This is a genomic window from Microbacterium sp. Leaf179 (genome assembly GCF_001423785.1).
Lineage (GTDB): Bacteria > Actinomycetota > Actinomycetes > Actinomycetales > Microbacteriaceae > Microbacterium.
Genome location: NZ_LMPH01000001.1, coordinates 1472119 through 1494746 on the forward strand (window position 1 = coordinate 1472119; position 22628 = coordinate 1494746).

26 protein-coding genes and 1 tRNA gene are annotated in these 22628 nt (G+C 68.2%); 16 read left to right on the plus strand and 11 right to left on the minus strand.

What is annotated here, in order from left to right; translation table 11 throughout:
- Positions 1 to 6: 6 nt before the first annotated feature.
- Both ASF96_RS16445 and ASF96_RS16830 read left to right on the plus strand, forming a co-directional pair.
- Entirely contained in the window at positions 7 to 642 is a 636-nt protein-coding gene (locus ASF96_RS16445; RefSeq protein ID WP_082509327.1) for a TIR domain-containing protein, read from the plus strand.
- 140 nt (positions 643 to 782) lie between these two features.
- Positions 783 to 881 (plus strand) — tRNA-Leu (locus tag ASF96_RS16830).
- A 191-nt stretch (positions 882 to 1072) separates the two neighbouring features.
- Here the strand turns inward: ASF96_RS16830 and ASF96_RS06750 are convergent.
- Positions 1073 to 1453: a tyrosine-type recombinase/integrase gene (locus ASF96_RS06750; protein WP_235560537.1), complete on the minus strand. Its 381-nt coding sequence runs from the start codon at positions 1451 to 1453 to the stop codon at positions 1073 to 1075.
- 71 nt (positions 1454 to 1524) lie between these two features.
- On the opposite strand from ASF96_RS06750, the gene ASF96_RS16450 reads away from it, so the two are divergent.
- Both ASF96_RS16450 and ASF96_RS06760 read left to right on the plus strand, forming a co-directional pair.
- On the plus strand, positions 1525 to 1962 hold the full coding sequence (locus tag ASF96_RS16450; RefSeq protein WP_082509329.1) for a MerR family transcriptional regulator: 438 nt from the start codon (positions 1525 to 1527) through the stop codon (positions 1960 to 1962).
- Positions 1901 to 2392, plus strand: coding sequence for a VOC family protein (locus tag ASF96_RS06760; protein ID WP_055937213.1), 492 nt, complete (start codon positions 1901 to 1903; stop codon positions 2390 to 2392). Before ASF96_RS16450 ends, ASF96_RS06760 begins: the two co-directional genes overlap by 62 nt.
- 44 nt (positions 2393 to 2436) lie before the next feature.
- On the opposite strand, the gene ASF96_RS06765 is transcribed toward ASF96_RS06760, so the two are convergent.
- Together ASF96_RS06765 and arfA are read right to left on the minus strand one after the other, a co-directional pair.
- Positions 2437 to 3459: a LacI family DNA-binding transcriptional regulator gene (locus ASF96_RS06765; RefSeq protein ID WP_055937215.1), complete on the minus strand. Its 1023-nt coding sequence runs from the start codon at positions 3457 to 3459 to the stop codon at positions 2437 to 2439.
- Positions 3460 to 3479: 20 nt separating this feature from the next.
- Positions 3480 to 5018 carry an arabinosylfuranosidase ArfA gene (gene arfA, locus ASF96_RS06770; RefSeq protein ID WP_235560538.1) on the minus strand — a complete coding sequence of 513 codons (1539 nt, stop codon included), beginning with the start codon at positions 5016 to 5018 and terminating at the stop codon, positions 3480 to 3482.
- A gap of 203 nt (positions 5019 to 5221) precedes the next feature.
- On the opposite strand from arfA, the gene ASF96_RS06775 reads away from it, so the two are divergent.
- From ASF96_RS06775 to ASF96_RS06785, 3 genes are read left to right on the plus strand one after another with little or no spacing between them, the layout of a single operon-like run.
- Positions 5222 to 6484, plus strand: a complete 1263-nt coding sequence (locus ASF96_RS06775) for a sugar ABC transporter substrate-binding protein (protein WP_162239409.1) — start codon at positions 5222 to 5224, stop codon at positions 6482 to 6484.
- On the plus strand, positions 6481 to 7368 hold the full coding sequence (locus ASF96_RS06780) for a carbohydrate ABC transporter permease (protein ID WP_055937220.1): 888 nt from the start codon (positions 6481 to 6483) through the stop codon (positions 7366 to 7368). The genes ASF96_RS06775 and ASF96_RS06780 overlap by 4 nt, the downstream gene beginning before the upstream one ends.
- Positions 7365 to 8234, plus strand: coding sequence for a carbohydrate ABC transporter permease (locus ASF96_RS06785; RefSeq protein ID WP_082509333.1), 870 nt, complete (start codon positions 7365 to 7367; stop codon positions 8232 to 8234). The genes ASF96_RS06780 and ASF96_RS06785 overlap by 4 nt, the downstream gene beginning before the upstream one ends.
- Before the next feature lie 15 nt (positions 8235 to 8249).
- Here ASF96_RS06785 and ASF96_RS16455 read toward each other — a convergent pair whose 3' ends face one another.
- Positions 8250 to 8987 (minus strand): TetR/AcrR family transcriptional regulator, encoded by a 738-nt coding sequence (locus tag ASF96_RS16455; protein WP_327037377.1) that lies wholly within the window; start codon positions 8985 to 8987, stop codon positions 8250 to 8252.
- Positions 8988 to 9080: 93 nt separating this feature from the next.
- Between ASF96_RS16455 and ASF96_RS16460 the strand changes: the two genes are divergently transcribed.
- Complete coding sequence (locus ASF96_RS16460; RefSeq protein WP_082509337.1) at positions 9081 to 9941, plus strand: SDR family oxidoreductase; 861 nt, start codon at positions 9081 to 9083, stop codon at positions 9939 to 9941.
- 108 nt (positions 9942 to 10049) lie between these two features.
- Here the strand turns inward: ASF96_RS16460 and ASF96_RS17615 are convergent, their stop codons facing one another.
- Complete coding sequence (locus ASF96_RS17615; protein WP_055937226.1) at positions 10050 to 10355, minus strand: antibiotic biosynthesis monooxygenase; 306 nt, start codon at positions 10353 to 10355, stop codon at positions 10050 to 10052.
- A 159-nt stretch (positions 10356 to 10514) separates the two neighbouring features.
- Here ASF96_RS17615 and ASF96_RS16835 point away from each other — a divergent pair, with 159 nt between their 5' ends.
- The 3 genes from ASF96_RS16835 (at position 10515) to ASF96_RS06805 (ending at position 12754) form a co-directional block, all read left to right on the plus strand.
- The gene (locus ASF96_RS16835) at positions 10515 to 10964 is read left to right on the plus strand and encodes a hypothetical protein (RefSeq protein WP_055937229.1); all 450 of its coding nucleotides are present in this window, start codon (positions 10515 to 10517) and stop codon (positions 10962 to 10964) included.
- 196 nt (positions 10965 to 11160) lie between these two features.
- Positions 11161 to 12111, plus strand: a complete 951-nt coding sequence (locus ASF96_RS06800; protein WP_055937231.1) for a manganese catalase family protein — start codon at positions 11161 to 11163, stop codon at positions 12109 to 12111.
- A gap of 214 nt (positions 12112 to 12325) precedes the next feature.
- On the plus strand, positions 12326 to 12754 hold the full coding sequence (locus ASF96_RS06805) for a MarR family winged helix-turn-helix transcriptional regulator (protein ID WP_055937235.1): 429 nt from the start codon (positions 12326 to 12328) through the stop codon (positions 12752 to 12754).
- A 70-nt stretch (positions 12755 to 12824) separates the two neighbouring features.
- Here ASF96_RS06805 and ASF96_RS06810 read toward each other — a convergent pair whose 3' ends face one another.
- On the minus strand, positions 12825 to 13265 hold the full coding sequence (locus ASF96_RS06810) for a DUF2000 domain-containing protein (RefSeq protein ID WP_055937238.1): 441 nt from the start codon (positions 13263 to 13265) through the stop codon (positions 12825 to 12827).
- A 48-nt stretch (positions 13266 to 13313) separates the two neighbouring features.
- On the opposite strand from ASF96_RS06810, the gene ASF96_RS06815 reads away from it, so the two are divergent.
- The gene (locus ASF96_RS06815) at positions 13314 to 14093 is read left to right on the plus strand and encodes a helix-turn-helix transcriptional regulator (protein ID WP_055937241.1); all 780 of its coding nucleotides are present in this window, start codon (positions 13314 to 13316) and stop codon (positions 14091 to 14093) included.
- A 13-nt stretch (positions 14094 to 14106) separates the two neighbouring features.
- Here the strand turns inward: ASF96_RS06815 and ASF96_RS06820 are convergent, their stop codons facing one another.
- The 3 genes from ASF96_RS06820 to ASF96_RS06830 all read right to left on the minus strand — a co-directional run bounded on the left by ASF96_RS06820 (position 14107) and on the right by ASF96_RS06830 (position 17247).
- Positions 14107 to 15096 (minus strand): zinc-binding metallopeptidase family protein, encoded by a 990-nt coding sequence (locus ASF96_RS06820; protein WP_055937244.1) that lies wholly within the window; start codon positions 15094 to 15096, stop codon positions 14107 to 14109.
- A gap of 148 nt (positions 15097 to 15244) precedes the next feature.
- Positions 15245 to 16543, minus strand: coding sequence for an ABC transporter permease (locus tag ASF96_RS06825; protein WP_055937247.1), 1299 nt, complete (start codon positions 16541 to 16543; stop codon positions 15245 to 15247).
- Positions 16540 to 17247, minus strand: a complete 708-nt coding sequence (locus tag ASF96_RS06830; RefSeq protein ID WP_055835356.1) for an ABC transporter ATP-binding protein — start codon at positions 17245 to 17247, stop codon at positions 16540 to 16542. The genes ASF96_RS06825 and ASF96_RS06830 overlap by 4 nt, the downstream gene beginning before the upstream one ends.
- Positions 17248 to 17378: 131 nt before the next feature.
- Here ASF96_RS06830 and ASF96_RS06835 point away from each other — a divergent pair, with 131 nt between their 5' ends.
- Together ASF96_RS06835 and ASF96_RS06840 are read left to right on the plus strand one after the other, a co-directional pair.
- Positions 17379 to 18587 carry a sensor histidine kinase gene (locus ASF96_RS06835; RefSeq protein WP_055937250.1) on the plus strand — a complete coding sequence of 403 codons (1209 nt, stop codon included), beginning with the start codon at positions 17379 to 17381 and terminating at the stop codon, positions 18585 to 18587.
- Positions 18584 to 19249 carry a response regulator gene (locus tag ASF96_RS06840; protein WP_055937253.1) on the plus strand — a complete coding sequence of 222 codons (666 nt, stop codon included), beginning with the start codon at positions 18584 to 18586 and terminating at the stop codon, positions 19247 to 19249. The genes ASF96_RS06835 and ASF96_RS06840 overlap by 4 nt, the downstream gene beginning before the upstream one ends.
- A 17-nt stretch (positions 19250 to 19266) precedes the next feature.
- Here ASF96_RS06840 and ASF96_RS06845 read toward each other — a convergent pair whose 3' ends face one another.
- Positions 19267 to 19479: a hypothetical protein gene (locus tag ASF96_RS06845; protein WP_055937256.1), complete on the minus strand. Its 213-nt coding sequence runs from the start codon at positions 19477 to 19479 to the stop codon at positions 19267 to 19269.
- Between the two features lie 142 nt (positions 19480 to 19621).
- Between ASF96_RS06845 and ASF96_RS06850 the strand changes: the two genes are divergently transcribed.
- Both ASF96_RS06850 and ASF96_RS06855 read left to right on the plus strand, forming a co-directional pair.
- Positions 19622 to 19966: a YnfA family protein gene (locus ASF96_RS06850; RefSeq protein ID WP_055937258.1), complete on the plus strand. Its 345-nt coding sequence runs from the start codon at positions 19622 to 19624 to the stop codon at positions 19964 to 19966.
- Between the two features lie 298 nt (positions 19967 to 20264).
- Complete coding sequence (locus ASF96_RS06855) at positions 20265 to 20660, plus strand: hypothetical protein (RefSeq protein WP_055937261.1); 396 nt, start codon at positions 20265 to 20267, stop codon at positions 20658 to 20660.
- Between the two features lie 127 nt (positions 20661 to 20787).
- On the opposite strand, the gene ASF96_RS06860 is transcribed toward ASF96_RS06855, so the two are convergent.
- Entirely contained in the window at positions 20788 to 22623 is a 1836-nt protein-coding gene (locus tag ASF96_RS06860; RefSeq protein ID WP_055937265.1) for a Na+/H+ antiporter, read from the minus strand.
- Positions 22624 to 22628 lie beyond the last annotated feature (5 nt).

The following is a 22628-nucleotide window of genomic DNA, read 5'->3' on the forward strand; positions in this document are numbered from 1 at the left end:
GAAACTATGGTCACGTATAGCTCGCGCACTCAGGGCGCATTGCGGGAACTGGCTGCGATAACACGGCAGTACCAAGGCGTTGCGGAAGGAGATCGCAAGACCACCTCGTCGCCGAGTCGTCACAAGGTGTTCGTAAGCTATCACGCAGTGGATGCGGTGGAGGTCCTGGATTTTATCGAGGAGAACACGGATGTTTTCATACCTCGCGCTGTCGGCCTGGAAGAAGACGGCTCTGACATCATAGATTCGACAAACGTCGGGTACATCCGTCAGACGATCAAGACCAAGTACCTGCGAGACTCGACTGTGACTCTCGTTGCGATTGGTGAATGCACCTGGGCTCGAAAGTATGTGGATTGGGAGATATACACGAGCCTGCGTTCCGACCCCACGCCGAACGGTCTGCTAGCCGTTCAGCTGCCGTCCGTGGCCGGGTCCAGCCCCAGCATCTTAGCGCGGCTGTCCACCAATCTTGCGCCGAAGAACGAGACTGGTTATGCGAATTACTACGTCCCGCCCGCGAGTCAAAATTCCCTGAGAAACTGGATTCAGCGCGCCTTCGATGGACGGACCTCTCGTTCGTCCCTGCTCAAGGTCGGTGGCAAGTTGCGCGAGCGAAACTCGCCGTGCGAACCGCAGTGAATGTCGTTGCACACCACGGGTGTGGTGCCTCATGGTGACACGACTGTGTGCTGACTTCAGCGCATAACTGGAACTTGCTTCCAGGGGGGACCAGAAGGGGACCAGAATCATGCAAACCATGCATCGCGTGACGTGTCCTGCGTGATGTGATCCGCGGAACTACGCGGTTCCTAGCTTGATTCGAGCCGTTTGGACGCCTGGGGGTCAGGGGGTCGCAGGTTCAAATCCTGTCATCCCGACAGAAAAGCCCAGGTGAGAGCATTTTTCTCGCCTGGGCTTCGTCGTTTCCGTGATCCCCTTTGGAGGGGTTTATGGAAGCATCCCACCGTGGCTGCCGATGTCCATCGAGATGCTTCAACTGCGGACGTTACGACGAGTCGGGACCTGGCCGGGACCTGGAGCCCGTTTTCACTGCGATCTGCGTCCGTTTTCATCGCCCGGGTGCTGCTGCCCGACGTGTCTTGATAAGAGCCTCCTGGGTGGGGGTTTCTTGTCCGTCGAGGAACGCGTTCGCGCGGGCGGCGGCGTCGGTGAGGTGTCGGGTGTCGGGGTGTAGGTAGCCGCGGGTGGTTTCGATGGACTTGTGCCCGAGGATGCCTTGGAGGACATGGAGGGGGATGCCGGCGTCGGCGAGCCAGGTTGCTCCGGTGTGGCGGAGCCCGTGCCGGGTGAGGCTCGTCAGTTCAAGATCGGTGACGAGCTGATCCCATTTCGTCGCGTCCCTGACGGAGGCGGTAGTGAGCACGCCGCCGCGGGGTCCGGTCAGTAGCCGTTCGTCAGGCTCACGGCCTGCGGTGAGGCGCTCAAGCACGGGGGTGAGCGCTTGCAGGATGGGGACGCGTCGGAGCCTTCCGTGAGCACCGGATGGGTGAGAATCGAGGGATGAGGATCGGTGAGCTCGCGGCGCGAAGCGGAGTCAGCGCCCGGTCGCTTCGTTACTACGAAGCGCAGAGGCTCCTCGCGCCGACGCGAACGGCGGGAGGCCAGCGCGTGTACTCACCGCAACACCTGGCTCTCGTCGTCCAGATCCAGGAGTTGTTCCAGGCGGGCTTCTGCAGCTCGGTGATCCAGCAGCTGCTGCCGGCACTCGGCTCGCCCGAGCCGGATCGCGAAGCCCTCGACGAGGCCTTCGCTGCGGCGGCGGCCAGGCTGATCAGCGAGAAGGAGTCGATCGAGGCTGAGCTGTCGGCGCTGCACTCCCTCCGGTCACGGTTGGGGCTTGCACCTGACACCCATGTCAGCGTGCAGGGTGGTGCCCATGACTCTTCAGCAGCCACCGCGCCAGCTCCGTTTGATCATCGAGACAGACGACTTCGATGAGGCGGTGCGGTTCTACCGCGACGTGCTGGGAATGCCCGAGCAGCCGGCTTTCGCCACGACCGGCGATGATCGGGTGTCGATCCTGCATGCCGGGATCGCGACGATCGAGTTGGCCACGCGAACCCATGTGCGCGCGATCGACGCGATAGAGAACGCCCCCACGCCGGAAGGGCCGACTCTCCGCCTGGCGCTGGAGGTGGCCGATACCGACGAAGCGGTCGCGGTCGCTGCGGAAACAGGTGCCGCCGTCGTGGCGAGTCCGACGGAGACGCCGTTCCGGACGATCAATGCCCGGGTCCAGGGTCCGGCCGGGTGGCAGATCACCTTCTTCCAAGAGCTCGAGACGCTGGAGCTTCGGCAGTCCCGCGAGGGCTTCGAGACGGACGACCGGCGCTCGCGCGAAAGCGATGTTCCCAGGCCGCCCGTGTGACGCCGGCGGGGCATGCGAGTGCTGGGTTGTGCAGTCGGAGTCCCTCAGGCACTGCGTCGGGCGATGAGCGCGAAGTCGGCGACGATCTCACTGGGATGCTCTGCCGGCCCGCTCTTGACGCGCCGCGCGAGCAGGTCGACGGCGGTCTTCGCAATCTGGCGGCGCCCCGGGTCGATTGTGGTGAGTGAGGGGACGGCGTAGGCGGCGGCCGTCACGTCGTCGAAGCCGATGACGGCGATGTCCTCGGGGACCCGCATGCCGCGGTTGGCGAGCACGTGGAGTGCTCCGAGGGCGAGGGTGTCGTTGAAGCAGAAGACGGCGTCGAGGGGGACTCGCGAGTCGAGGAGCTGGCTCATCGCCACGGCGCCGTCGGATTGGTGCCACTCGGTGGCGATGGCGACGCGGCGTTCGTCGAAGGGGATGCCGTTCGCCTCGAGGGTGCCGAGGTAGCCGTCGAGGCGCAGGGCCGCGGCGCTGATCGAACCGCCCGAGGGGTTCGCGCCGATCACCGCGATGTGACGCCGCTGCCGGTCGATCAGGTACTGGGTGGCCGCGGCCGCGGCCGCGGTGTTGGCCATGGTGACGTGATCGACCGGGCCGTCGAAGATGCGGTCGCCGAGCAGCACGAGCGGGCGATCGCCCACCAGCGCTCGCTCGTCGCCCTGCCCGAGGGCGTGGGGTTGGAAGATGAGGCCGTCGGAGAGCTGGCGGCTCGCTCCGGAGAGCACGGCGAGCTCGACGTCCCGCCGGGCGCCGGTCTGCTGGATGATGACGGTCCAGCCGTGTCGGTCGGCCTCGTTCATGATGGAGGTCGCCAGCTCGCCGAAGTACTCGATGCCGAGGTCGGGGATGGCGAGGGTGATCAGACCGGTCTGGCCGGTGCGGAGCCCTCTGGCCGACACGTTGAGCTGGTAGCCGAGCTCGTGAACGGCGCGCATGACGCTGTCCCGGGTCTCCGGGCGGACGTTCGCGTTGCCGCTCAGCACGTTCGAGACCGTTCGGGCGGTCACTCCCGCGGCCGCCCCGACGTCGGCCATGGTGACGGGCCGGTTGTTCTGTCGTCCCATCCGCTGACTCCTGAAGGTGCTCATCGACCGTGCACGTCCACCATAAGGTGAACGACGCACCACGACACCGCAGGGGCGAGCAGCTCGAGCACTCCATCGACGACGGCCGCGGGCAGCTCGGCCGGCGCCACCCGGTTCGGCTGGTCGTCGGTGTTGCCGGCAAGCGGGTCGTCGTGGGTGAGCGTGCGAGCGGCGACCAGCGCGACGCCAACGAAGGCGGACAGATCGACTCGAACGGTCGTGGGTGCGTCGATGGAGCGGTTCACCAGGAACACCGAGAGCTTTCCGGTGCGCTCGTCCCAGGCGGCCGCCGCCGCGACGACGGGCACGGGCTCGCCGGCTCCGATCGCGCTGGTGCAGCCGTCGGCTTCGACAGCGACCCGGAGTGCGGTTCGGCCGGCGGCGACCCGGGCGTCGGCGAAGGGCCAGAAGGTGGTCTGGCGCCAGGCGTCGCCCTCCTCCGGGGCGACGATGGGGCCGATCACGTTGACCAGCTGAGCGAGGCTGGCGGCGCGCACGACGTCGGAGTGGTTCAGGAGACTGATCAGCATGTCGCCCACGACGACCGCGTCGGCCACGGTGTATCGGTCCTCGAGGAGAGCAGGGGCGGTGTCCCACGCGAGACCCCGGGCGGCGATCTCGTCGTGCGCGACGTAGTCCCAGACGTTCCACTCATCGAACGAGATCGCGACGTCGCGGGTCGATCCGGTGGCCGCCTTCACGTGCGCGATGGTTGCGGAGACGGTGTCGATGAAGCGGTCCATCGCCACACCGGAGGCGAGGAAGGCGTCGAGGTCGCCGTCGTTCCGGAAGTACTGGTGGCAGGAGATGTAGTCGACGAGATCGATGGTCTGCGTCAGCACCTCGCGTTCCCAGGTGGCGAAGGTGTCCATCCGATCATTCGAGCTGCCGCAGACGACCAGCTCTAGGCGGGGATCGATCGCCCGCATTGCGGCCCCGGTGGCCGCGGCGAGCTTGCCGTAGGCGATGGCGTCCATGTGCCCGATCTGCCAGGGGCCGTCCATCTCGTTGCCGAGGCACCACAGGGTGATGTCGTGGGGCTCGTCCGCCCCGTTGGCGCGACGCTCGTCGGAGAGGGTGGTTCCGGACGGGTGGTTCGCGTACTCGAGCTGCTGTAGGGCCGAGCGGATGCCCGCGGTGCCGAGGTTCACGGCGAGCATGGGCTCGACGTGCGCAGCGCGACACCAGGCGACGAACTCGTCGAGCCCGAAGGCGTTCGTCTCGACGCTGTGCCAGGCGGGGTCGAGGCGGGTCGGTCGCTCCGCGCGCGGGCCGACACCGTCGCGCCAGTCGTAGGCGGAGACGAAGTTGCCGCCGGGATAGCGAACCGTGGTGACGCCGAGTTCCTGAACCAGATCGAGCACGTCCCGCCGGAACCCGTTCCCGTCCGACAGGGGGTGGTGGGGGTCGAAGATCCCGCCGTAGACGCCTCGGCCCAGGTGCTCGACGAACGAGCCGAAGAGCCTCCGATCGATGTCGGCGACGGTGTAGGCGGGGTGCACCACGATCGCGGCTCTGCGCAGGTGTCCAGTTGTCATTCTACGTCCAATCAGTTCATCGATGAAACTAGCTGGGAAACGGCTTACGGTCAACTCGCGCCGTCCTCGCCTCATCTGCTTGACCGCTAAGCGAATTCGTGCGTACTATCGCTTCTGTTCAGCAATCCGCCTCGGCATTTCATCGATGAACTGTAGATGAAGGTCAGGCAGTCAACGAAGACATCCCGAAAGCGAGGCGCGTCGTGAGGCGTAGCAAGACCCGAATCATCACCATCGCGGCAGTGGCCGCCGTCGCGGCCCTGCTGGCCGGCTGCACCCCGTCCGCCGGCACCGCGGGCCAGGGCGACTCGTCCGGCTCCAAGGAGCTCACCGTCTGGCACTACTACTCCGTCGACGGCCAGACCGCCGGTCTCGACGCTCTGGGCAAGGACTTCGAATCGACCCATGACGGCGTGACGGTCACGAACGTCTACGTTCCGTTCGACCAGCTCACCAACAAGCTCGTGCAGTCGGCCGGCACGCAGACCGGGCCCGACGTCGTCGTCTTCAACGCCGCCGACACGTACACGCTGCAGCAGGCCGGCGCGATCGAGCCGATGAACGACTGGTGGGACGCGTACGCCGACAAGGACCAGTTCCCCGACGCGGTCGTGCAGAAGGTCGGGGACGACGTGCTCGGCGTGCAGGGCTTCGTCAACCTGATCGGCCTCTGGTACAACAAGGACATCCTCGACGGCCTCGGGGTCCAGCCCCCGACCACCTTCGACGAGCTCGAGAGCACCATGGCCGCAGCCAAGGCGGCCGGCAAGGACGGCATCACCCTCACCGGCAAGCCCAACTCCGAGGGCGAGTGGCAGGCCTTCCCCTGGCTCTCGCGTGCGGGCTGGGACTACGCGAAGCCCGAGCAGCAGCCGCTGACGGACGCTTTCGCCATGGTGCAGGACTGGACCGCGAAGGGGTACCTGACGAAGGAGGCCTCGACCTGGGACCAGACCGTCCCGTTCCAGCAGTGGGAGGCGGGCAACACCGCCTTCGCGGTGAACGGCAACTGGCAGATCACCTCGGCGGCGAACGACGCGAAGTTTGACTACGGCGTCGTGCCGATCCCCGTCGGCGACAAGGGCTCGGTCTACCTCGGCGGCGAGGCCCAGAACATCGGAGCCTTCTCCAAGAACAAGGAGCTCGCCCAGGAGTACCTGGAGCAGGAGTTCTTCTCGAAGGCGGGCGAGCTGACCCTCCTCGACGCCTTCGGTTCCATCCCGGCCCGCGCCGACGCGGCCGCCGACGAGAAGGTCAGCGGCAACCCGATCCTCTCGCAGTTCGCCGACATCGTCGCCAAGAACGGCCACGCCTCGCCCGACCGGGCCATCCCGTCGGCGAGCGTGGCGAAGGTGCTCCAGGTCGTCGGCGAGCATTGGAGCTCGGCGGTGGCCGGCACCGGCACCCCGGAGGAGATCAGCTCCGACCTCATGACGCAGCTCGACCCGCTGCTGGCGAGCAAGTGACCTCGAGCATCCGGCACCATCGGGCAGGGCGCAGCCGACTCGGCTTCGCCCTGCCCGGGGGCGCGTTCCTCGCCCTCCTGTCGCTCTACCCGATCTACCTGCTGGTGTCGATGAGCGTGAGCGAGGTCAGCTCCGGCACGCTCAACAAGCCGTGGCCCTTCGTCGGGCTCGACAACTTCGCCGCGCTCTGGACGGGCAGCGACCTCGGCAACGCCACGCTGAACACCGTCGTCTTCGTCGCCGTCGTCACCGTCGTCGGCGTCGTCGGTGGTCTGGGCGTGGCCATCGTGCTGCGCTCCTCCACGATCGGCAGCGCGTTCCTCCTCGGCATGATGGTCTTCATCTGGGCCCTGCCGCCCGTCGTGAACGGCAGCATCTGGAAATTCCTCCTCGCCGACCAGGGCCTGCTCAATTCGGGCATCCGGGCACTGGGTCTCGGCGACGGGCTGCCCTTCCTCTACGACAGCCATTTCGCGCTGATCTCGGTCGCCCTCGTGAACTCCTGGGCCGTCATCCCGTTCAATGCCCTGGTCTTCCGCTCCGCGCTGCTCGCCATCGATCCCGAGGTGCTCGAGGCGGCGTCCATGGACGGCGCGTCGAGGTTCCAGGAGATCCGCTCGATCCTCATCCCGAGCGCTCGACCGACCGCCGTCGTGCTCGCGATCCTCACCGTCGTGTACGCGTTCCGCAGCTTCGACTTCATCTACGTGATGACCTCCGGCGGCCCCGGCAGCTCCACCACCACGCTGCCTTTCCTCAGCTACTCGCAGGCATTCGTGCAGCACGACTACGGAATCGGCTCCGCGACCGGCGCCCTCTCGCTTCTCATCGTCGCGGTGCTCGCCGTTGTGTACGTGCGCTCCACCCGGAAGGAGGAGGCATGACCTCCACCGCAGTCGTCCCGCCCAGGCTCCGGAGCGGTCGGCCGCCCCGGCGCGGCCGTCGCCGTGAACCGGTGGCGGCGGGCATCCGCATCGCCCTGTACGTCATCTACGGTCTGCCGCTGCTCTGGATCCTGCTCACCTCGATCAAGCAGCAGGGCGACGTGCTCGGCGGCGACGGTTTGCTGTTCACACCGACCCTGGCCGCGTACCAGGATGCTCTGGCCAACCCTCAGCTGCCGACGGCGCTTCTCCAGTCCGCGCAGATCGCCATCGGCACGACCCTGCTGGTGCTTTTGCTGGCCACCCCGTTCGCCTACGCGCTCGCCCGGGTGAACGGCTGGACCGCGGGCATCGTGCTCGGGGTGCTCATCTTCCTGCAGATGGTGCCGCAGACCTCGAACATCATCCCGCTGTTCACTGTCTTCAGCCGCCTGCACCTGCTCGACAGCACCGTCAGCCTGGTGCTCGCCGACACGGCGATGCTCCTGCCCTGGGCGACGCTGCTGCTGCGGCCGTTCTTCGCCGCGGTGCCGGACGCGATCGAAGAGGCCGCGGCGATCGACGGCGCCGGACGGATCCGCACCTTCCTCGCCGTCATCCTCCCGATCGTCCGCAACGGCATCGCCACCGTGGGTTCCCTCATCTTCCTCGTCGCGTGGGGCGAGTTCCTCTACGCCATCAACCTGTTCGTGTCGCCCGTGAACTACCCGATGAGCGCGCTGATCGCGCAGCAGACCTCGGGCTACGGAGTCGATTGGCCCGCACTGATGTCGTTCGCCGTGATCTCGAGCGTGCCGCTCCTGGTCGTCTACGTCTTCTCCTTCCGGCTCCTCCGGGAAGGACTGACCGTCGGATCGGTCAAGTGAGGGGCAAGGACGGAGCTACTTTCCGTCTGGTGGGGCCAGATTCACGCCGCCTGCGATCACCCGGTCTATCCAGTCGTGAAGGAGGGCTCGCTCGGTCGGAGTAAGGTCTGTGAGGCGGGGTATTGACGCGCGGAGTGCGATGAGCGCCGGTAGAGGACTGTCTTCGGCAGGCGGGGCTTGGTCGACCAGGATTTGCTGGAGCAGTCCGTCCAGGGCTGCGGTGGCGAGGCCGGTGTCACGCAATTCAGGCGTGGCTGAGAGGAGCGTGGTGACGACCCCTGTCCCTGCGGCGAGGATGAGTCCGATGGCACGTTGTTCCGGTACCCGCAGGTAACCTGATTGAGCCAGATAGCGAACGCGCTTAGTCAGTGCGCGTGTGCCCACTTCACGAGCCGATTCACCCGCGGCTCGAGTCGGATCGGACAGAAGGCTGAAGACTTCCGGGTTTGCCAGCCCAAACTGTATCTGAGCATCCCAGCTGCGCCGAAAGGCCAGAAGTGGGTCTTCGTTCGGCTCGGTTGAAGCACCCTTTTCAGCGAAGAACATCTCTAGGTGGTGCTCCGCTATGGCATCAAGCAGTTTGTCCTTGTCGCCGAACAGACGATAGATAGCAGGTACCTGTACCCCTGCCGCTTTGGCGATAGCTCTCGTCGTCAGGGCGGTCATACCGCTGTCCTTGAGTAGCTGGGAGGCGGCCGCAAGTATTCGTCGTCGGAGGTCGCCTTCCGCTGCCTCCCCCGTCACGTGTTCCACCTTACGCTGCCCGAGCGGGGAGGTAACAACGATATCCTTCCGATGGTAACCTTGTTAATATTCCGCTGACCCCATAGCCGAGAGCGAGTTCCGATGATTGTAGTGACGGGTGCTACGGGAGCGTTGAATGGCGCCACAGTCGATCGACTCCTCATGTCGTTGCCGCCGTCCGATCTTGCAGTCATGGCCCGAGATCCTGCTAAGGCCGCACGCTTTGCAGCTCGAGGGGTCGATGTTCGTGTGGGGGACTACGCCGATCCTCGGAGTCTTCGCGCGGCCTTCGCTGGTGCGGATCACCTTCTTCTGGTGTCGTCTAGCGATCACGGCGCCGACGTCGTCGAGTTGCATCGAATTGCCATCGATGCGGCAGTGGCAGCGGGCGTGGGTCGGATCTTTTACACCAGTCATCAGGGAGCGTCGTCGATCAGTCCTTTCGCTCCCATGCGAGATCATGCAAAGACCGAGCAGATCCTTGCTGATTCGGGCGTGCCCTGGACGGCATTGAGGAATGGTTCTTACACGCACACCCTCGAGTACTTCTTGGGTGATTGGCGAGAGAGTGGATTCATCGACGTTCCATCGGATGGGCAGGTCTCTTGGACGGCGCGCGAGGATGCCGCCGAAGGTGCCGCTCTCGTTCTGCTTTCGAACGAAGCGTACGACGGGCCCGTCACGATGACTGCTGCCACCGCTCCGAGTTTTGCTGATATTGCACAGATCGCAAGTGAATCCAGCGGTCGTCCGGTTGAGATCCGCGTGCTTGGTGAAGATGAGTGGGTTGACAAGCGCGTCGCCGGGGGTGAGCCAGATTTTCTGGCCCGTTTCATGCTCGGGTTTTACCTCGCTGCAGCAGCCGACCTCTTCGCGGGAGTCGATCCCCTCCTCAGCGAGCTTCTCCAACGAAGCCCGCGTACTGTGCAGAGCCATCTCGAGAGCGTGAACGGGCGAGACTGATCGGACCTGTCTCGACCGGCGATTTCGTGGGGAGTCGGTCGGTTGGAATGTGGCAACGAGAGCGCTCCCCGACCCGAGAACGGGGTGAGCGACAACGGGCGAACCGCGCTACGCAGTGATCGGAACAGTGTCGAAATGATGGAGAGTCAATGGTTGCGTGAGGAACCGGTCTTCATCGGGGAACGTCACCGGCTCTGACCGCCACCTCTCACCGGCATAGTTCACTAGGGCCGCCTCGTCAGACCAGACGCTCAGATACTGCACGCGGAGTGGATCGGCTCGATCAATAAGAACCTCATGGCGAAGTAGGCCCGGGTGCTGCTGAGGGAAGTCGGCTACCCGATTCAAGAGGAGTGTCATGAACTCCTCTTGCAGTCCCTCGCGAAGGTGGGCCTCCGACACGCGAACGATCATGTCGACAACGGTAATGGCCCCTCTTCGCGGTCACCGTCGAGTACCTGCCAACCATGCGGCCGAGACTGACAGCCTGTTGCGATTGAGGGTCGGCGCGCGGCATGGGGAAGTGGCACCCGCGGTGCCGGATGCCCCTTTGCCCGTACTGGAGTCGGATCAGTGCTCGTGGCCGTCCCGGCGAGCACGGCCTTCGCCTATGCGACCACCGGGTGCAAGTGGGGCACCGGCTCGCTGAGAATCGACTACCGCTACGTCAACGGTAACTTCCGCACCGCGATCAGCCAGGCTAAGAACAACTACAACGCCTCGACCGACGTCAGCCTCTCCACCCTCGACGAAAGCGGCCCCTCGTTCACCGCTCAGAACTCCTGCGATGACGTGCATACGACCCGGTTCGTCGGTGAGCCGGTCAGCGGCGATGCGGAGCTGCGCCGCGAAAAGCGCTGGGCCCACCGCGTCGTCTTCGTCGACGAGTTCGAACGGATCGGGCAACACGGTGAACTCCGGATGCCGGGACGCGAAGTCCGAGATGAGGGTGCGCTTACCGCTGGCGTGGGTTCCGGATACGACGATGCGGACGGTGATGACGATACCGCCGGGCCACCGTGATGAGAGCTGCCGAGGCCTCGCGCTGCCGCGGGCGGGGGCGGTCGCAGGTGTGGTGCCCGACGCCCCGTCTGCGCACCACGGAACCTCCGGCGCAACAGCCCGGGAAGGGTACCCGCCGTCGCCCGCGATAGCGAGGGGGGAGCGTCGCTCCTCGATGCTGCGGACACTTCGAGGACCATTCCCCCTCGGAGGCACCATGTATTTCCACCTGCAGGAATTCATCAACGAAATCGCCCAGGACGAGCCCGATCCGGCGGCGGCCAACGCCCTCCAGGAGGGACTGGGCGGTCAATTCGGCGAAATGCGCACGATGATGCAGTACCTCTTCCAGAGCATCAACTTCCGTGGCCCGTCCGGCAAGGCGTACAAGGATCTGATCCAGGGCATCGGAACCGAGGAGATCAGCCACGTCGAACTCATCGGCACCACGATCTCCCGCCTTTTGGACGGCTCTCCCGCGTATCAGGGCAAGCCGGGCGATCCGGTGGATCAGCCGGGTGCCGGCGGTGCGACTCCGCTGAGCATCGCGGTGGATCACAGCAACATCCACCATTACCTCGTGGGTGCTCAGGGCGCTCTGCCCGTGGATGCGGCCGGCAACCCGTGGTCGGGGAGCTACGTCTACAACTCGGGCAATCTCGTTCTCGATCTGCTGTACAATCTGATGCTCGAATCGACCGGGCGTCTGCAGAAGTGCCGCCTGTACGAGATGACCGACAACAAGATGGCGCGCAGCACCATCGCGTACCTGATCGTGCGCGACCAGGCCCACGAGAACGCGTATGCGAAAGCTCTCGAAACGCTCGGTGTGAACTGGCGGACCTCGCTGCCGATTCCGAAGACGAACGCCGAGCAGTTCCCCGAGGTCAAGCGGCTGCTCGACCTCGGTCTGCAGAGCAAGCAGTACTCCTTCGACCTCGGCAACCAGTCCGAGGCGGGCAAGATCTTCCAGGGCGCCTCGCCCTCTCACGACGGGACGCAGCTGGACGCCAGCGAGCAGGCACCCGTCGGCACCCCGATCACCCTGGCGCCCGAACGTCTCGAGGAGTTCTCTCCCGGAGCGGATGCCGAACTGCGCGAGCTGATCGAGGCGACGGCCGCGATGGGGATGGCCGACATCGATGCGACCTTCGGACGCATGAAGTAAGGCGTCCCGCTGAAGCGCCGCATCCCGGATCATGGGGGTGCGGCGCTTCGCGTCTGCACACGTCAATGGCATCGTCGACGACGTGCGACGTGGAGGCACCGCGCACCACAATGGTCGCGATGTCAAGTGCCCCGCGCCGCGGCGGGTGCCGACGCCCCGCCGGGTACCGTGAGGTGTACACGCGCAGAAGAGCCGCGAAACGAACTGAATCGATATGACGAACGAATCCTCCCCTGTCGTTGCCGCGCTGAACCGGTATCTCGTGGAACGAGCGCGCTGTCTCGCCGAGGCCCGCCGCATTCTGGGCTTGAACGAGGTCGACGTCGTCGCCGTGCTGCACATCACCCGGAATCCCGGCATCCGCCCCTCGGAACTGCGGCAGCACCTCGGCGTCACGTCGGCGGGAGTGACCACCATCGTCGACCGCCTCGTGCGCCGGGACATCCTGCGCCGAGAGGTCGACCTCGACGACCGGCGTGCGAACCACATCTTCGCCCAGGTCGATTTGAGCGTCGAACCGTGGGACTGCCTCACCCGTTTCGACGACGCCTTCTCGGCCGCCCTCTCGGGGGTCGCCGCGAAGGAGCAGGAAGCCGTGGCATCGCTGCTGGATAGCGCGACGGCGGCTGCGGCGCTCGACTAGAACGGGTGCCGCGGCGCCTTCGGCCTCACTGAGGTGCGCGGCCGCACCGCATCGCCCCCGGTCCCGGGGTTCAGGCGTGGAAGACGGCGCCCTTGACGATGCGGTCCACGGCGTTGCGTGGGCCGCGCACGGCGATACCCACCAGATCGAGGTCGGCGGCGGCGACGCCGGCGACGGCGGCCCGATTGGCGACGTCGTGCGAGGTCGTGAACAGGTCGCGCGTGTAGATCGCCAGGGCGATGTCGTCGCGCGCGGCCGCTTTGGCCCGCGCGCGGCCGAGGAGGCCCGCGTCGGCGGTGAGCACCATCACGGGCTGGCGGAGCATCGGCAGGTAGTCGGTGCCGTCGGCGTCGCGGTAGGGCTCGCCGACGAGGTCGGGCGCACTGGTGGCGATTCCGGAGGCGAGGAACGCGGTGACGTTGAGCTCCTGCCAGGCGGTGAGGTCGTCGGCGAGCACCACGACGACCTTCGTGTCGAACAGCGGGGCGGGGGAGGCGGTGTCGTCGGTCATCCCTCCAGCATCACGACCGGGCGCCGCGGCGTCTTGTACGTTTCTTGCATGGAGAACCGGGTGCGCGCGTGGCACCCGGACGTGCCGATGTTGCGCGAGGTCTACCACGCGAGCTTCGCGCACAGCTACCCGATGCACACCCACGAGGACTGGGCCGTCATGCTCGTCGACCGCGGCGCGGTGACCTACGCCCTCGACCGCGCGCAGCACCGGGCATCGCCCGCCGCGGTGACCCTGCTGCCCCCGGGCGTCGCCCACGACGGGCGCCCGGCCGTCACCGGGTCGGGGTACCGCAAGCAGGTGCTCTACCTTCGCCGCGACTGGCTCCCCGACGAGCTGACGGGCCGGATCGCGCACCGGCCCACCGTCACCGCGCCGCCCGCGCACGCGGCCGCACGCAGGGTGCACGCGGCGCTGGCGCACCCGGGTGACGAGATGGCGGCCGAGCACTGGTTGCTGGCCGTGCGCGATTCCGTGTACCGCCACGCCGGAACGGCCCGCCCGGCGACGCGCGACGTGCCCCTCGCGCGTCGGCTTCGCGTGCTGCTCGACTCCCGCTACACCGAGTCGTTCACGATCGCGGCGGCCGCCGCCGAGCTCGGCGCCCACCCGAGCCACGCGGTGCGGGTGTTCTCGGAGACGTACGGCATCGCCCCGCACCGGTACCTCGTGGGGCGACGGGTCGACGCCGCGCGGCGGCTGCTGGGGAACGGATGCCGTCCGGCCGACGCCGCCGCGCAGACGGGCTTCCACGATCAGGCGCACCTGACCCGGCACTTCCGCCGCGTCTGGGGTGTGACGCCCGGCGCGTTCGCGACGCGGTCGTGAGACCCGAGCCCGCTCAGCGCGTGGACAGCAGCGACGCGACGAAGTCGAGCTTGTCGAGCACGCGGTCGGGCAGGGCGAACGGATAGAGGTCGTTCTTTCCCATGGATCGGTTGACCATGTTGAGGGCCACGGACAGCGGCATCCACACCTCGGTGACGAACTCGCGGAAGCGCGGGACCTCCCCGGGGCCCGACACGCTCGTCAGCCCGAACGTGGAGGCCGTCTCGATCGTGTCGGTGATGTGCAGGACGTGCGCCCACGTCTCGGCGAAGTCCTCGTAGGGGTGCATGCTCGCGTAGGTCGAGATGTACCGCTCCGCCCAGTCGCTCGGAGGGCCCTCGGAATAGTGGCGGTCGATCTCGGCCTGGTAGTCGGCGGTCTCGTCGCCGAACAGGGCGCGCGCCTCGGCGATGCGGTCGGTGCCCTCGACGAGGACCCACTCGACGTAGTGCCCGACCTCGTGGCGGAAGTGGCCGAGCATCGTGCGGTAGGGCTCGCCGAGCTGCTCCTGCACGCGCACGCGGTGCGCGTCGTCGCTCTCGGCCAGATCGATCGTGATGACGCCGTCGGCGTGACCGATGGTGACGTTCTCGGCCACGCTCGACAGCAGGTCGAAGCAGAGGCCGCGATCGGGGTCTTGGGCCTTGCTCGCGATCGGGATGCCGAGGCGGTCGAGGTCGACGAGCAGCCACCGCTTGGCGCGTTCGGCGACCGGGTACTGCGACAGACCCCGGGCGTCGGCGTCGTTCGGCCGCACGCGGGTCAGCTCGCAGGCCGAGCACTGCCCGCCCTCGAACCGCGAGAGCCACGTGCAGCCCGACAGGTTGAGGTTGCGGCAGACGTGCCAGATGAGTCCGGCGGCGTCGATGTACCGGCCCCGCGCATCGACCGGCACGATCTCGGCCTCTTCGCGCGAGTACCCGAGGCCGGTACTGCACGAGAGGCAGACCGAGTTCTCGAAGAACAGGGGGTTTCCGCAGACGCGGCAACGGAACGACTTCACTGCCCGAGCATGACAGACGAGCACTCCACCGCCGTCGGGGTTGCGCGCGGCGGCGCGGTGGTCGTAGCGAGATCGCCGCGCCCGAGGGACGGGCCGGGGCATCGGCATGATCTGCCGCCGCCCCGGCCCGCCGCTCGGCGCACCGCCGTCATTCGTACCGCAGCGACTCCACCGGGTCGGCCCGCGCGGCGCGTGCCGCCGGGAGCGTCCCCGCGAGGAACGCGATCCCCATCACCGCGAGCACGGTCAGCAGAATCGACACCGGGTCGAAGGCGATCAGCTGCAACCCGGGCAGATCGCTGAACAGGCTCGCCGCGAGCTGCGCGCTGACGGCGGTGCCGACACCGATCGCGAGGACGGCGCCGAGAGCGCTGCCCAGCAGTCCGATGAAGATCGCCTCAAGGCTGAACAGGGTGAAGACGCGGCCGCTGCCCATGCCCATGGCCTTCATCAGACCGATCTCGCGGGTGCGCTCCTGCACCGACATGAGCAGGGTGTTGACGATGCCGAAGCTCGCCGCCAGAAGGGCGATGACCGCGAACGCGTTGAGCACCAGCACGATGCCGTCGATCACCGACTCGAACGTGCCGAGCTGATCGGCGACGGTGGTCCCCGTGTACCCCGCGTCGGTCAGCGCGGCCTTGACCTCGTCGATCTGCGCCGTCGTCGCCGACGATGACACGGTCGCGCTCGCCGAGGCGTAGCGGTCGAGCTGGTCGGCGGGCACGCCGGTGTTCTGCAGGCTGAACAAGGTCTTCTCGAGCGCGGAGTTGGTCGTCAGCGAGGTCGTCCCGCCGAAGGCCGCTTCGGTCACTCCGCTCACGGTCGCCTCGACCAGGTGCTGCGTGCGCACCGGATCGGTGACGGCGATCGTCACGGTCGAGCCCACCGCGTCGCTCGCGTCGGCGAACCCCAGGGGGGCGACCAGCGCGTCGGGGAGCGCGACCTGCAGCGCATCGGAGGCATCGTCGGGCGCCGCCCCGTCGGCGATCTGCGGCGTCTGCCCGGCGACGAGACTGCCCACCTGCGCCGTGTAGGGGTCCCCGCCGGGGGCCTCGACGTAGTCGATCGACACCGAGGTCACGGGAACGACCTTCTCCACGCCGGGGAGCTGCGAGACGGTCGCGATGTCCTGATCGGTGAGCGCCGTCACTTCACCCGTGGCGCCGGGGCGGCCCCCCGTCTGCTGCGCCGAGGCGACGGCATCCGGATCGTACTTCTGCGGCCCGGTCGAGGTCGCCGACGTCGTCTTGGTCACCGTGAGCACGTCGGAGGCCCCCATCGAGGCGACCGTCTTGTCGATGAACGCATTGATGCCCGTACCGAGGCCGTTCGTGATGGTCAGGGTGAAGGCACCCACGAAGATCGCCAGCACGGTGAGGATCGTGCGCGTCTTGGAGCGGAAGGTGTTCGCGACGGCGGTCGAGACGAGATCGACGGTTCTCATGCGGCGTTCCGTTCGTCGGCGACGATGAGACCGTCGCGGATCTGCACGCGCCGGTCGCAGCGCGCGGCGAGGTCTTCGTCGTGGGTGACGACGATCAGGGTGATCCCGTGCTCACGATTGAGCCGGAACAGGATGTCTTCGACGACGGCCCCGGTGGCCGTGTCGAGGTTGCCGGTGGGCTCGTCGGCGAAGATCACCTGCGGGTCGTTCACCAGGGCCCGCGCGATCACCGCGCGCTGCTTCTGTCCCCCCGAGAGCGCGGTGGCCTTGTTGCGCGCCTTGTCGTCCATGTCGAGCTCCGCGAGCGCCGCCCGCCCCCGTCGGCTCCGCTCGGCGCGGCCGACGCCCGCGATCTTCAGCGGCAGCACGACGTTGTCGAACACCGAGGCGCTGGGCGTGAGGAAGAACTGCTGGAACACGAAGCCGAACGTCTGATTGCGGGTGCGGTTGAGCTGACGTCCGCGGAGGGTCGTGGCATCCACTCCGTCGAGGCGCACCGTGCCCCGGGTCGGCGCGTCCATCAGGGCGAGCAGGTGCATGAGCGTCGACTTGCCCGAGCCGCTCTTGCCGATGATCGCGATGCTCTCGCCGCGGTGGATGTCGAGGTTCACCCCGCGCAGGGCGTCGAAGCGGGCGGAACCGCGACCGTACGACTTGTGCAGATCGGTGATCGAGAAGAGCGGGGGAGGAGGGTCGGATGCCATGACCTCAGCCTCGTTCGCGGCGGAGCCACGCGCGTCCCACCGCCGGGTCGGTCGTCTACCCCCGGTGGGGGATTCGCGAATGCCCCCGCCAGGCGATGGCCGGGGGCCGCAGGACGCGGGAGACTGGAGCCGTGAGGCCCGACGAGACGAACGAGCCGGCGCCGCGCTCGCCGTGGGCCGGTCGGCCCTGGATGATCGACGTCGTGCTGATCGTGCTCGTCGCGGTCCCGGCCCTCGCGCCCGTGCCCTTCGCCGAGATGCGGCCGTCGCACCCGTTCGTGCTCGTGCTCGTGCTGCTGCCCGCCCTGGCGCTGTCGTTCCGTCGCCGGGCGCCGCGGATCGTGTTGGCCGTATGCGTCGCCGCCTGGATCGCGGCCCTCGCGCTCGGCACGCTCTCGCCGGGCGGGGCGATCGCGATGGTCGTCGCCACCTACGGCATCGCCCACCGCGCGCAGAGGCGCACGTCGGTGCCGGCGACCCTGGCCGCCGTGGGGGCCGTGGTGTCGGCGGGGGTGATCGTCGCCCTCGTCACCGGCATGGACACGCGTGTGCTGCAGGTGGCCCTCTCGCTCGCGCTCGCGGGAGCCGTCGGCGACGCCGCCCGCTCGCGTCGTGCCTACCTCGAGGCGGTGGTCGAGCGCGCCCGTCGCGCCGAGCAGACGCGCGAGGCCGAGGCGAGCCGCCGCGTCACCGAGGAACGCCTGCGCATCGCGCGCGACCTTCACGATGCCGTCGCTCACCGCATCTCGGTCATCAGCCTGAACGCCGGGGTCGCCTCGTCGACGCTCGAGAACCGCCCCGACCGCGCGCGCGAGGCCCTCGCCACTATCCGCACCGCCTCGCGCGACGTGCTCGGCGAGATCGGCACCATGATGAGCCTGCTCCGCGCGCCCGACGACGCCGCCGTGCGCGTGCAGCCCGGGCTCGCGCGCGTGCCCGAGGTGGTCGAGTCGGTGCGGGTCGCCGGGTGGGATGTCGTGGTGCGCGACGAGATCGGAACGGATGCCGAGGCCGCCGGCATCCCGTGGGGGATCGACATCGTGGCCTACCGCGTCGTGCAGGAGGGGCTGACGAACGCCCTCAAGCACGGCAGCACCCGCCGCGCCCACGTGCTGCTGCGTCGTGACGGCGATGACCTGGAGGTGGTCGTGACGAATCCGATCGAGCGCGTGCCCGAGGCCGCCGAGGCGGCATTGCCGTCGTCGGGCTTCGGTCTGGTGGGGCTGCGGGAGCGCGTCGACGCGGTGCGCGGCGACCTCGCGGCGGGCCTCGCCCCCGGCGGTTACCGCCTGGCCGCTCGCCTGCCCCTGCCCGCGCGCGCGGGGGAGTCGGGCTCGTGACCACCGCCATCGTCGTCGACGACCAGTCGCTGATCCGTTCGGCCGTGCGCGACCTCCTCGACGCCGCCGACGGGATCTCGGTGGTGGGCGAGGCCGCCGACGGTGAGGCGGGTGTCGCGCTCGCGCGCAGGCTCCGCCCCGACGTCGTGGTGTCGGACATCCGCATGCCACGCATGGACGGCATCGAGGCGACCGCGGCGATCTGCGCCGATCCCGCGCTGGCCGACACGCGCGTGCTGATCCTGACGACCTTCGAGGAAGACGATTACGTCGTCGCGGCCCTGCGCGCCGGGGCGAGCGGTTTCATCGGAAAGGGCGCCGAACCCGATGACATCGTGCGGGCCGTGCTGTCGGTGCACGAGGGCGGCGCGCTGCTCTCTCCCGCCGCGACCCGCGCGCTCATCGAGCGGTACGTGCGGGCCACGGGCGCCGCCGACGTGCCGGCGCCCGCCGCGCTCGACGCGCTCACCGATCGCGAGCGCGAGGTGCTGCTGCACGTGGCCCGTGGTCGCTCGAACGACGAGATCGCGGCGCTGTTGTACATCTCGCCGCACACGGCGAAGACGCACGTGAAGAACACGATGATCAAGCTCGGCGCGCACGATCGGGCGCAGCTGGTGATCGCGGCGTACGAGAGCGGCTTGCTGGCACCCGGGCGGTGAGGCGCGCCGTCGTCCGGTCAGGCCGGCGTGGGCGGCCGGGTCGATGCGCGGGGCGGATACTCGCGGAGCGAGAGCTCGCGGCTGTCGAACATTCCGCGTCGCGCTCGCACCATCGTCACCCCCTGGTGGCGCAGGTCGTCGGCGTGGTCGACGGTCAGCGGTTCGTGGTGGGCTCTGCGCCATCCGCCGTCGAGCGTGTAGGTGTGGGTCACGATGCGTGGTCGAGTCATGCTCACCCCCTTGCGGGGAACGGTAGTCCTCTTTCTTCGGTACTACCGAGATGTTCCCTCTCCGTAACGTAAGGGTTCGCAATGAGGTCTTTTCGGGCGCTGTTCGTTCGGAAAACGAGCCTCGGAGGAGAAACTGGGACGCATGACCACCGCGCGTATCGTCGTTCTCTTCGCCCTCGCCGCGGTCGCCGAGATCGGCGGGGCCTGGCTCATCTGGCAGGCGGTGCGCGAGAATCGCGGGTGGTGGCTCGCGCTTCTCGGCATCCTGGCCCTCGGTGCCTACGGCTTCGTCGCGGCTCTGCAGCCCGACGCGCACTTCGGACGGGTGCTGGCCGCCTATGGCGGGGTGTTCGTGGCCGGCTCGCTCGCGTGGGGGATCGTCGTCGACGGGTTCCGCCCCACCTCGTGGGACTACATCGGTTCGGCGGTGGCGCTCGTGGGGGCGGGCATCATCATGCTCGGGCCGACGGCGACGGCGGCGGACTGAGGCTGAATACTTGGTAGGCGAGTAGTTAGCTAGATGAAGTAAAGCCGAATGTCAACCGACGTCGATCTCGGGGTCCGGTCGGTCACACTCGGGGAATGCACAACGAGAACACGCCCCACGAGGGCCTTGCCGACGACTTCGCCACCACCGACGCCTCGCGCCCCTTCGGCGCCTACCTGTCGGTCATCAACGGCGGCAACTGAGGTCGTCCACGTGCGGGCCTCGGGCTCGTCGCGAGAGGGTCGGATGCCGTCAGGCTCCGACCCTTCGTCGTGAGAGTCGAGAAAAGGAAGACGCCATGAGCCCGCTCACCTTGCGCCTCGAGGGATCGCGCGTCGACGGCATCGCCTCGCTCTACCGCGAACTGGGTCGCGTGCTCATGCCCGACGAGCCGTGGACGCTGGGGGAGAGCCTCGACGCGCTCGACGACCTGCTGTACGGGGGGTTCGGTGTGCTCGACGGGGCGGCCCCGGTCCGCGTGACCTGGGTCGACCACGCCGCGTCACGCGCGGCGCTGGGGGTCGAGGCGACTCGGGCGTACTACCGCGCGAAGCTCGAGAGGCCCGAGGTGTACGCCGCGGGACCGGCGCAGAGAGCGCTCGACGCCCTCGACGCGGGAGCGGGCGAGACGTACTTCGACCTCGTGCTGCGCGTGTTCGCCGACCACGAGAACATCGAGCTCGTGCTGGCCTGACGCGGAATCGTCCGCCTGGCGTCGGGGGCGTCATCGCGCCGGCGCACGCCGGAGAATCCGTGCGTGACCACCGGCTCCGCGTCGCCGCGTGGAGGTGAGCCCGGTCGAGCCGTCGGGTGCCGCCCGCTCAGTCGTTCGACTTGTCGATCCCGCGCGCGCGGATCTCGTCGAGATCGAGCCCGGCGAGGATCTTGCGCGCGACGAGGTCGTCGATCGTCCCCTCGCGGCGCAGCCGCAGCAGCACCTCGCGCTTGCGGTCGAGCACCGCCAGGCGCAGCCGCACGGCCTCTTTGTGGCGCAGCAGCGGAGAACGCTGCGTCACGTCGATGTCGTCGCTGACGGCGATCATCTCGAGCGGGCCGGCGGCGAGCCGCGCGGCGGCGTCGCCGGTGTCCATTCCGGTGGCGTCGGCGCCGCCCAGGCCGCCGTGGGTGCCGTCGGGGGGCGCGGGAAGCCGGCGTCGCGGGCGGCCCTCGTCCGTCGCCTCGGGCGGGACGGGGCCCATCGTCGAGGACTCGCCGGCGTCGTCGTCGAGCGAGGCGTCGAGCTCGGCCAGGTCGCGTTCCTCGATCGCGCGCTGGCGGGCGACGGCGCGTGCGTTGGCGAGTTCGAGGCGCTCGTAGCCTTCGCGCCGGGCACGGTCGCGCACCCGGTCGCTGATGCCGTGTTCGACGGCGAGGTCGTCGAGTGCCGCCAGCGCGGCGCCCGAGATCGCGCGTTCGGCGAGTTCGTACTCCTCGATCGCGGCGTCGTCGTTGGGGAGCTTCGCCCACCGGATCACGGCCGGCAGCAACGGCCCCTGCACGAGCAGCGTGAGCACGATGACGCCCGCGGTGACGAAGACCACGGCGTCGCGGCCGGCGACGGGCTCGCCGTTCGCGGTCGTGATCGGCACCGACAGGGCGATGGCGAGCGAGACGGCGCCGCGGAACCCGGCGACCGTGCTCACCACCCGGGAGCGGTGCCGGAGCGACCGCGATGACCCCGCGGGCGGCCGCGAGAACGGCGAGAAGAGCCACTGGAACAGGTAGCGCACGACGAACAGCACCACCCACGCGGCCACCGTGATCAGCAGCAGCATCCCGATCTCGGACGGCGAGATCTCGTGCAGTACGAGCTGCACCTCGAGACCGATGAGCACGAACAACGCCCCGTTGAGCAGGTACACGCCGAAGGGCCAGGTGGCGTCGGCTGCTCTTCTCGACATCGCCGTGGTGATGCGCGGCGAGACCCAGGCCACGATCAACCCCGCGAACACGACGGCGAGCACGCCCGACGCCTCGATCAGTTCGGCGATGAGGAAGGCGAGGAACGGCACGAGCAGCAGGGTGAGGTTGATCGTGAGTGTCGACTGCATGCGACGCAGGGCGACGTACGCCAGCGCGGCCACCGCGATGCCCGCGGCCGCACCTCCCACGTACGACAGCAGCACCATGCCCGTGATCGACCACGGCGTGACCTGCCCGCCGAGCAGCAGCGACACCGCGATGGCGTAGAGCACGAGGGCCGTGCCGTCGTTGGTAAGGCTCTCGGCCTTGAGCTTCATGAAGGTCTTGGCGGGCAGCAGTCGACCGAGGGCGGCGACCGCGGTGGCGTCGGGCGGGGCGACGGCGGCTCCGATGACGAGGGCGGCCTCCCACGGCACGCCCATCCAGGTCGCGACACCGGCGACGGCGAAGGCCGAGGCGACGACGAGGAGCGTGCTCATCGGGATGATGTAGCGCAGCGACCGGCGGACCGAGCGCAGCGACGTGGTCCACGCCTCGCGGAAGAGCATGACCGGAAGGAACAGCAGCAGCACCGTCTCGGGCGGCAGCTCGATCGCGCGGAGCTCGGGGATGAAGCCCAGCGCCAGGCCGATCACCAGCAGCACGAGCGGCGTCGCCACCCGCAGCCGCGGCGCGAGCACCGTGCCCACCAGCATCGCGAGTCCGAGCAGAACCGTGACTTCGAGTCCCTGCATGCCAA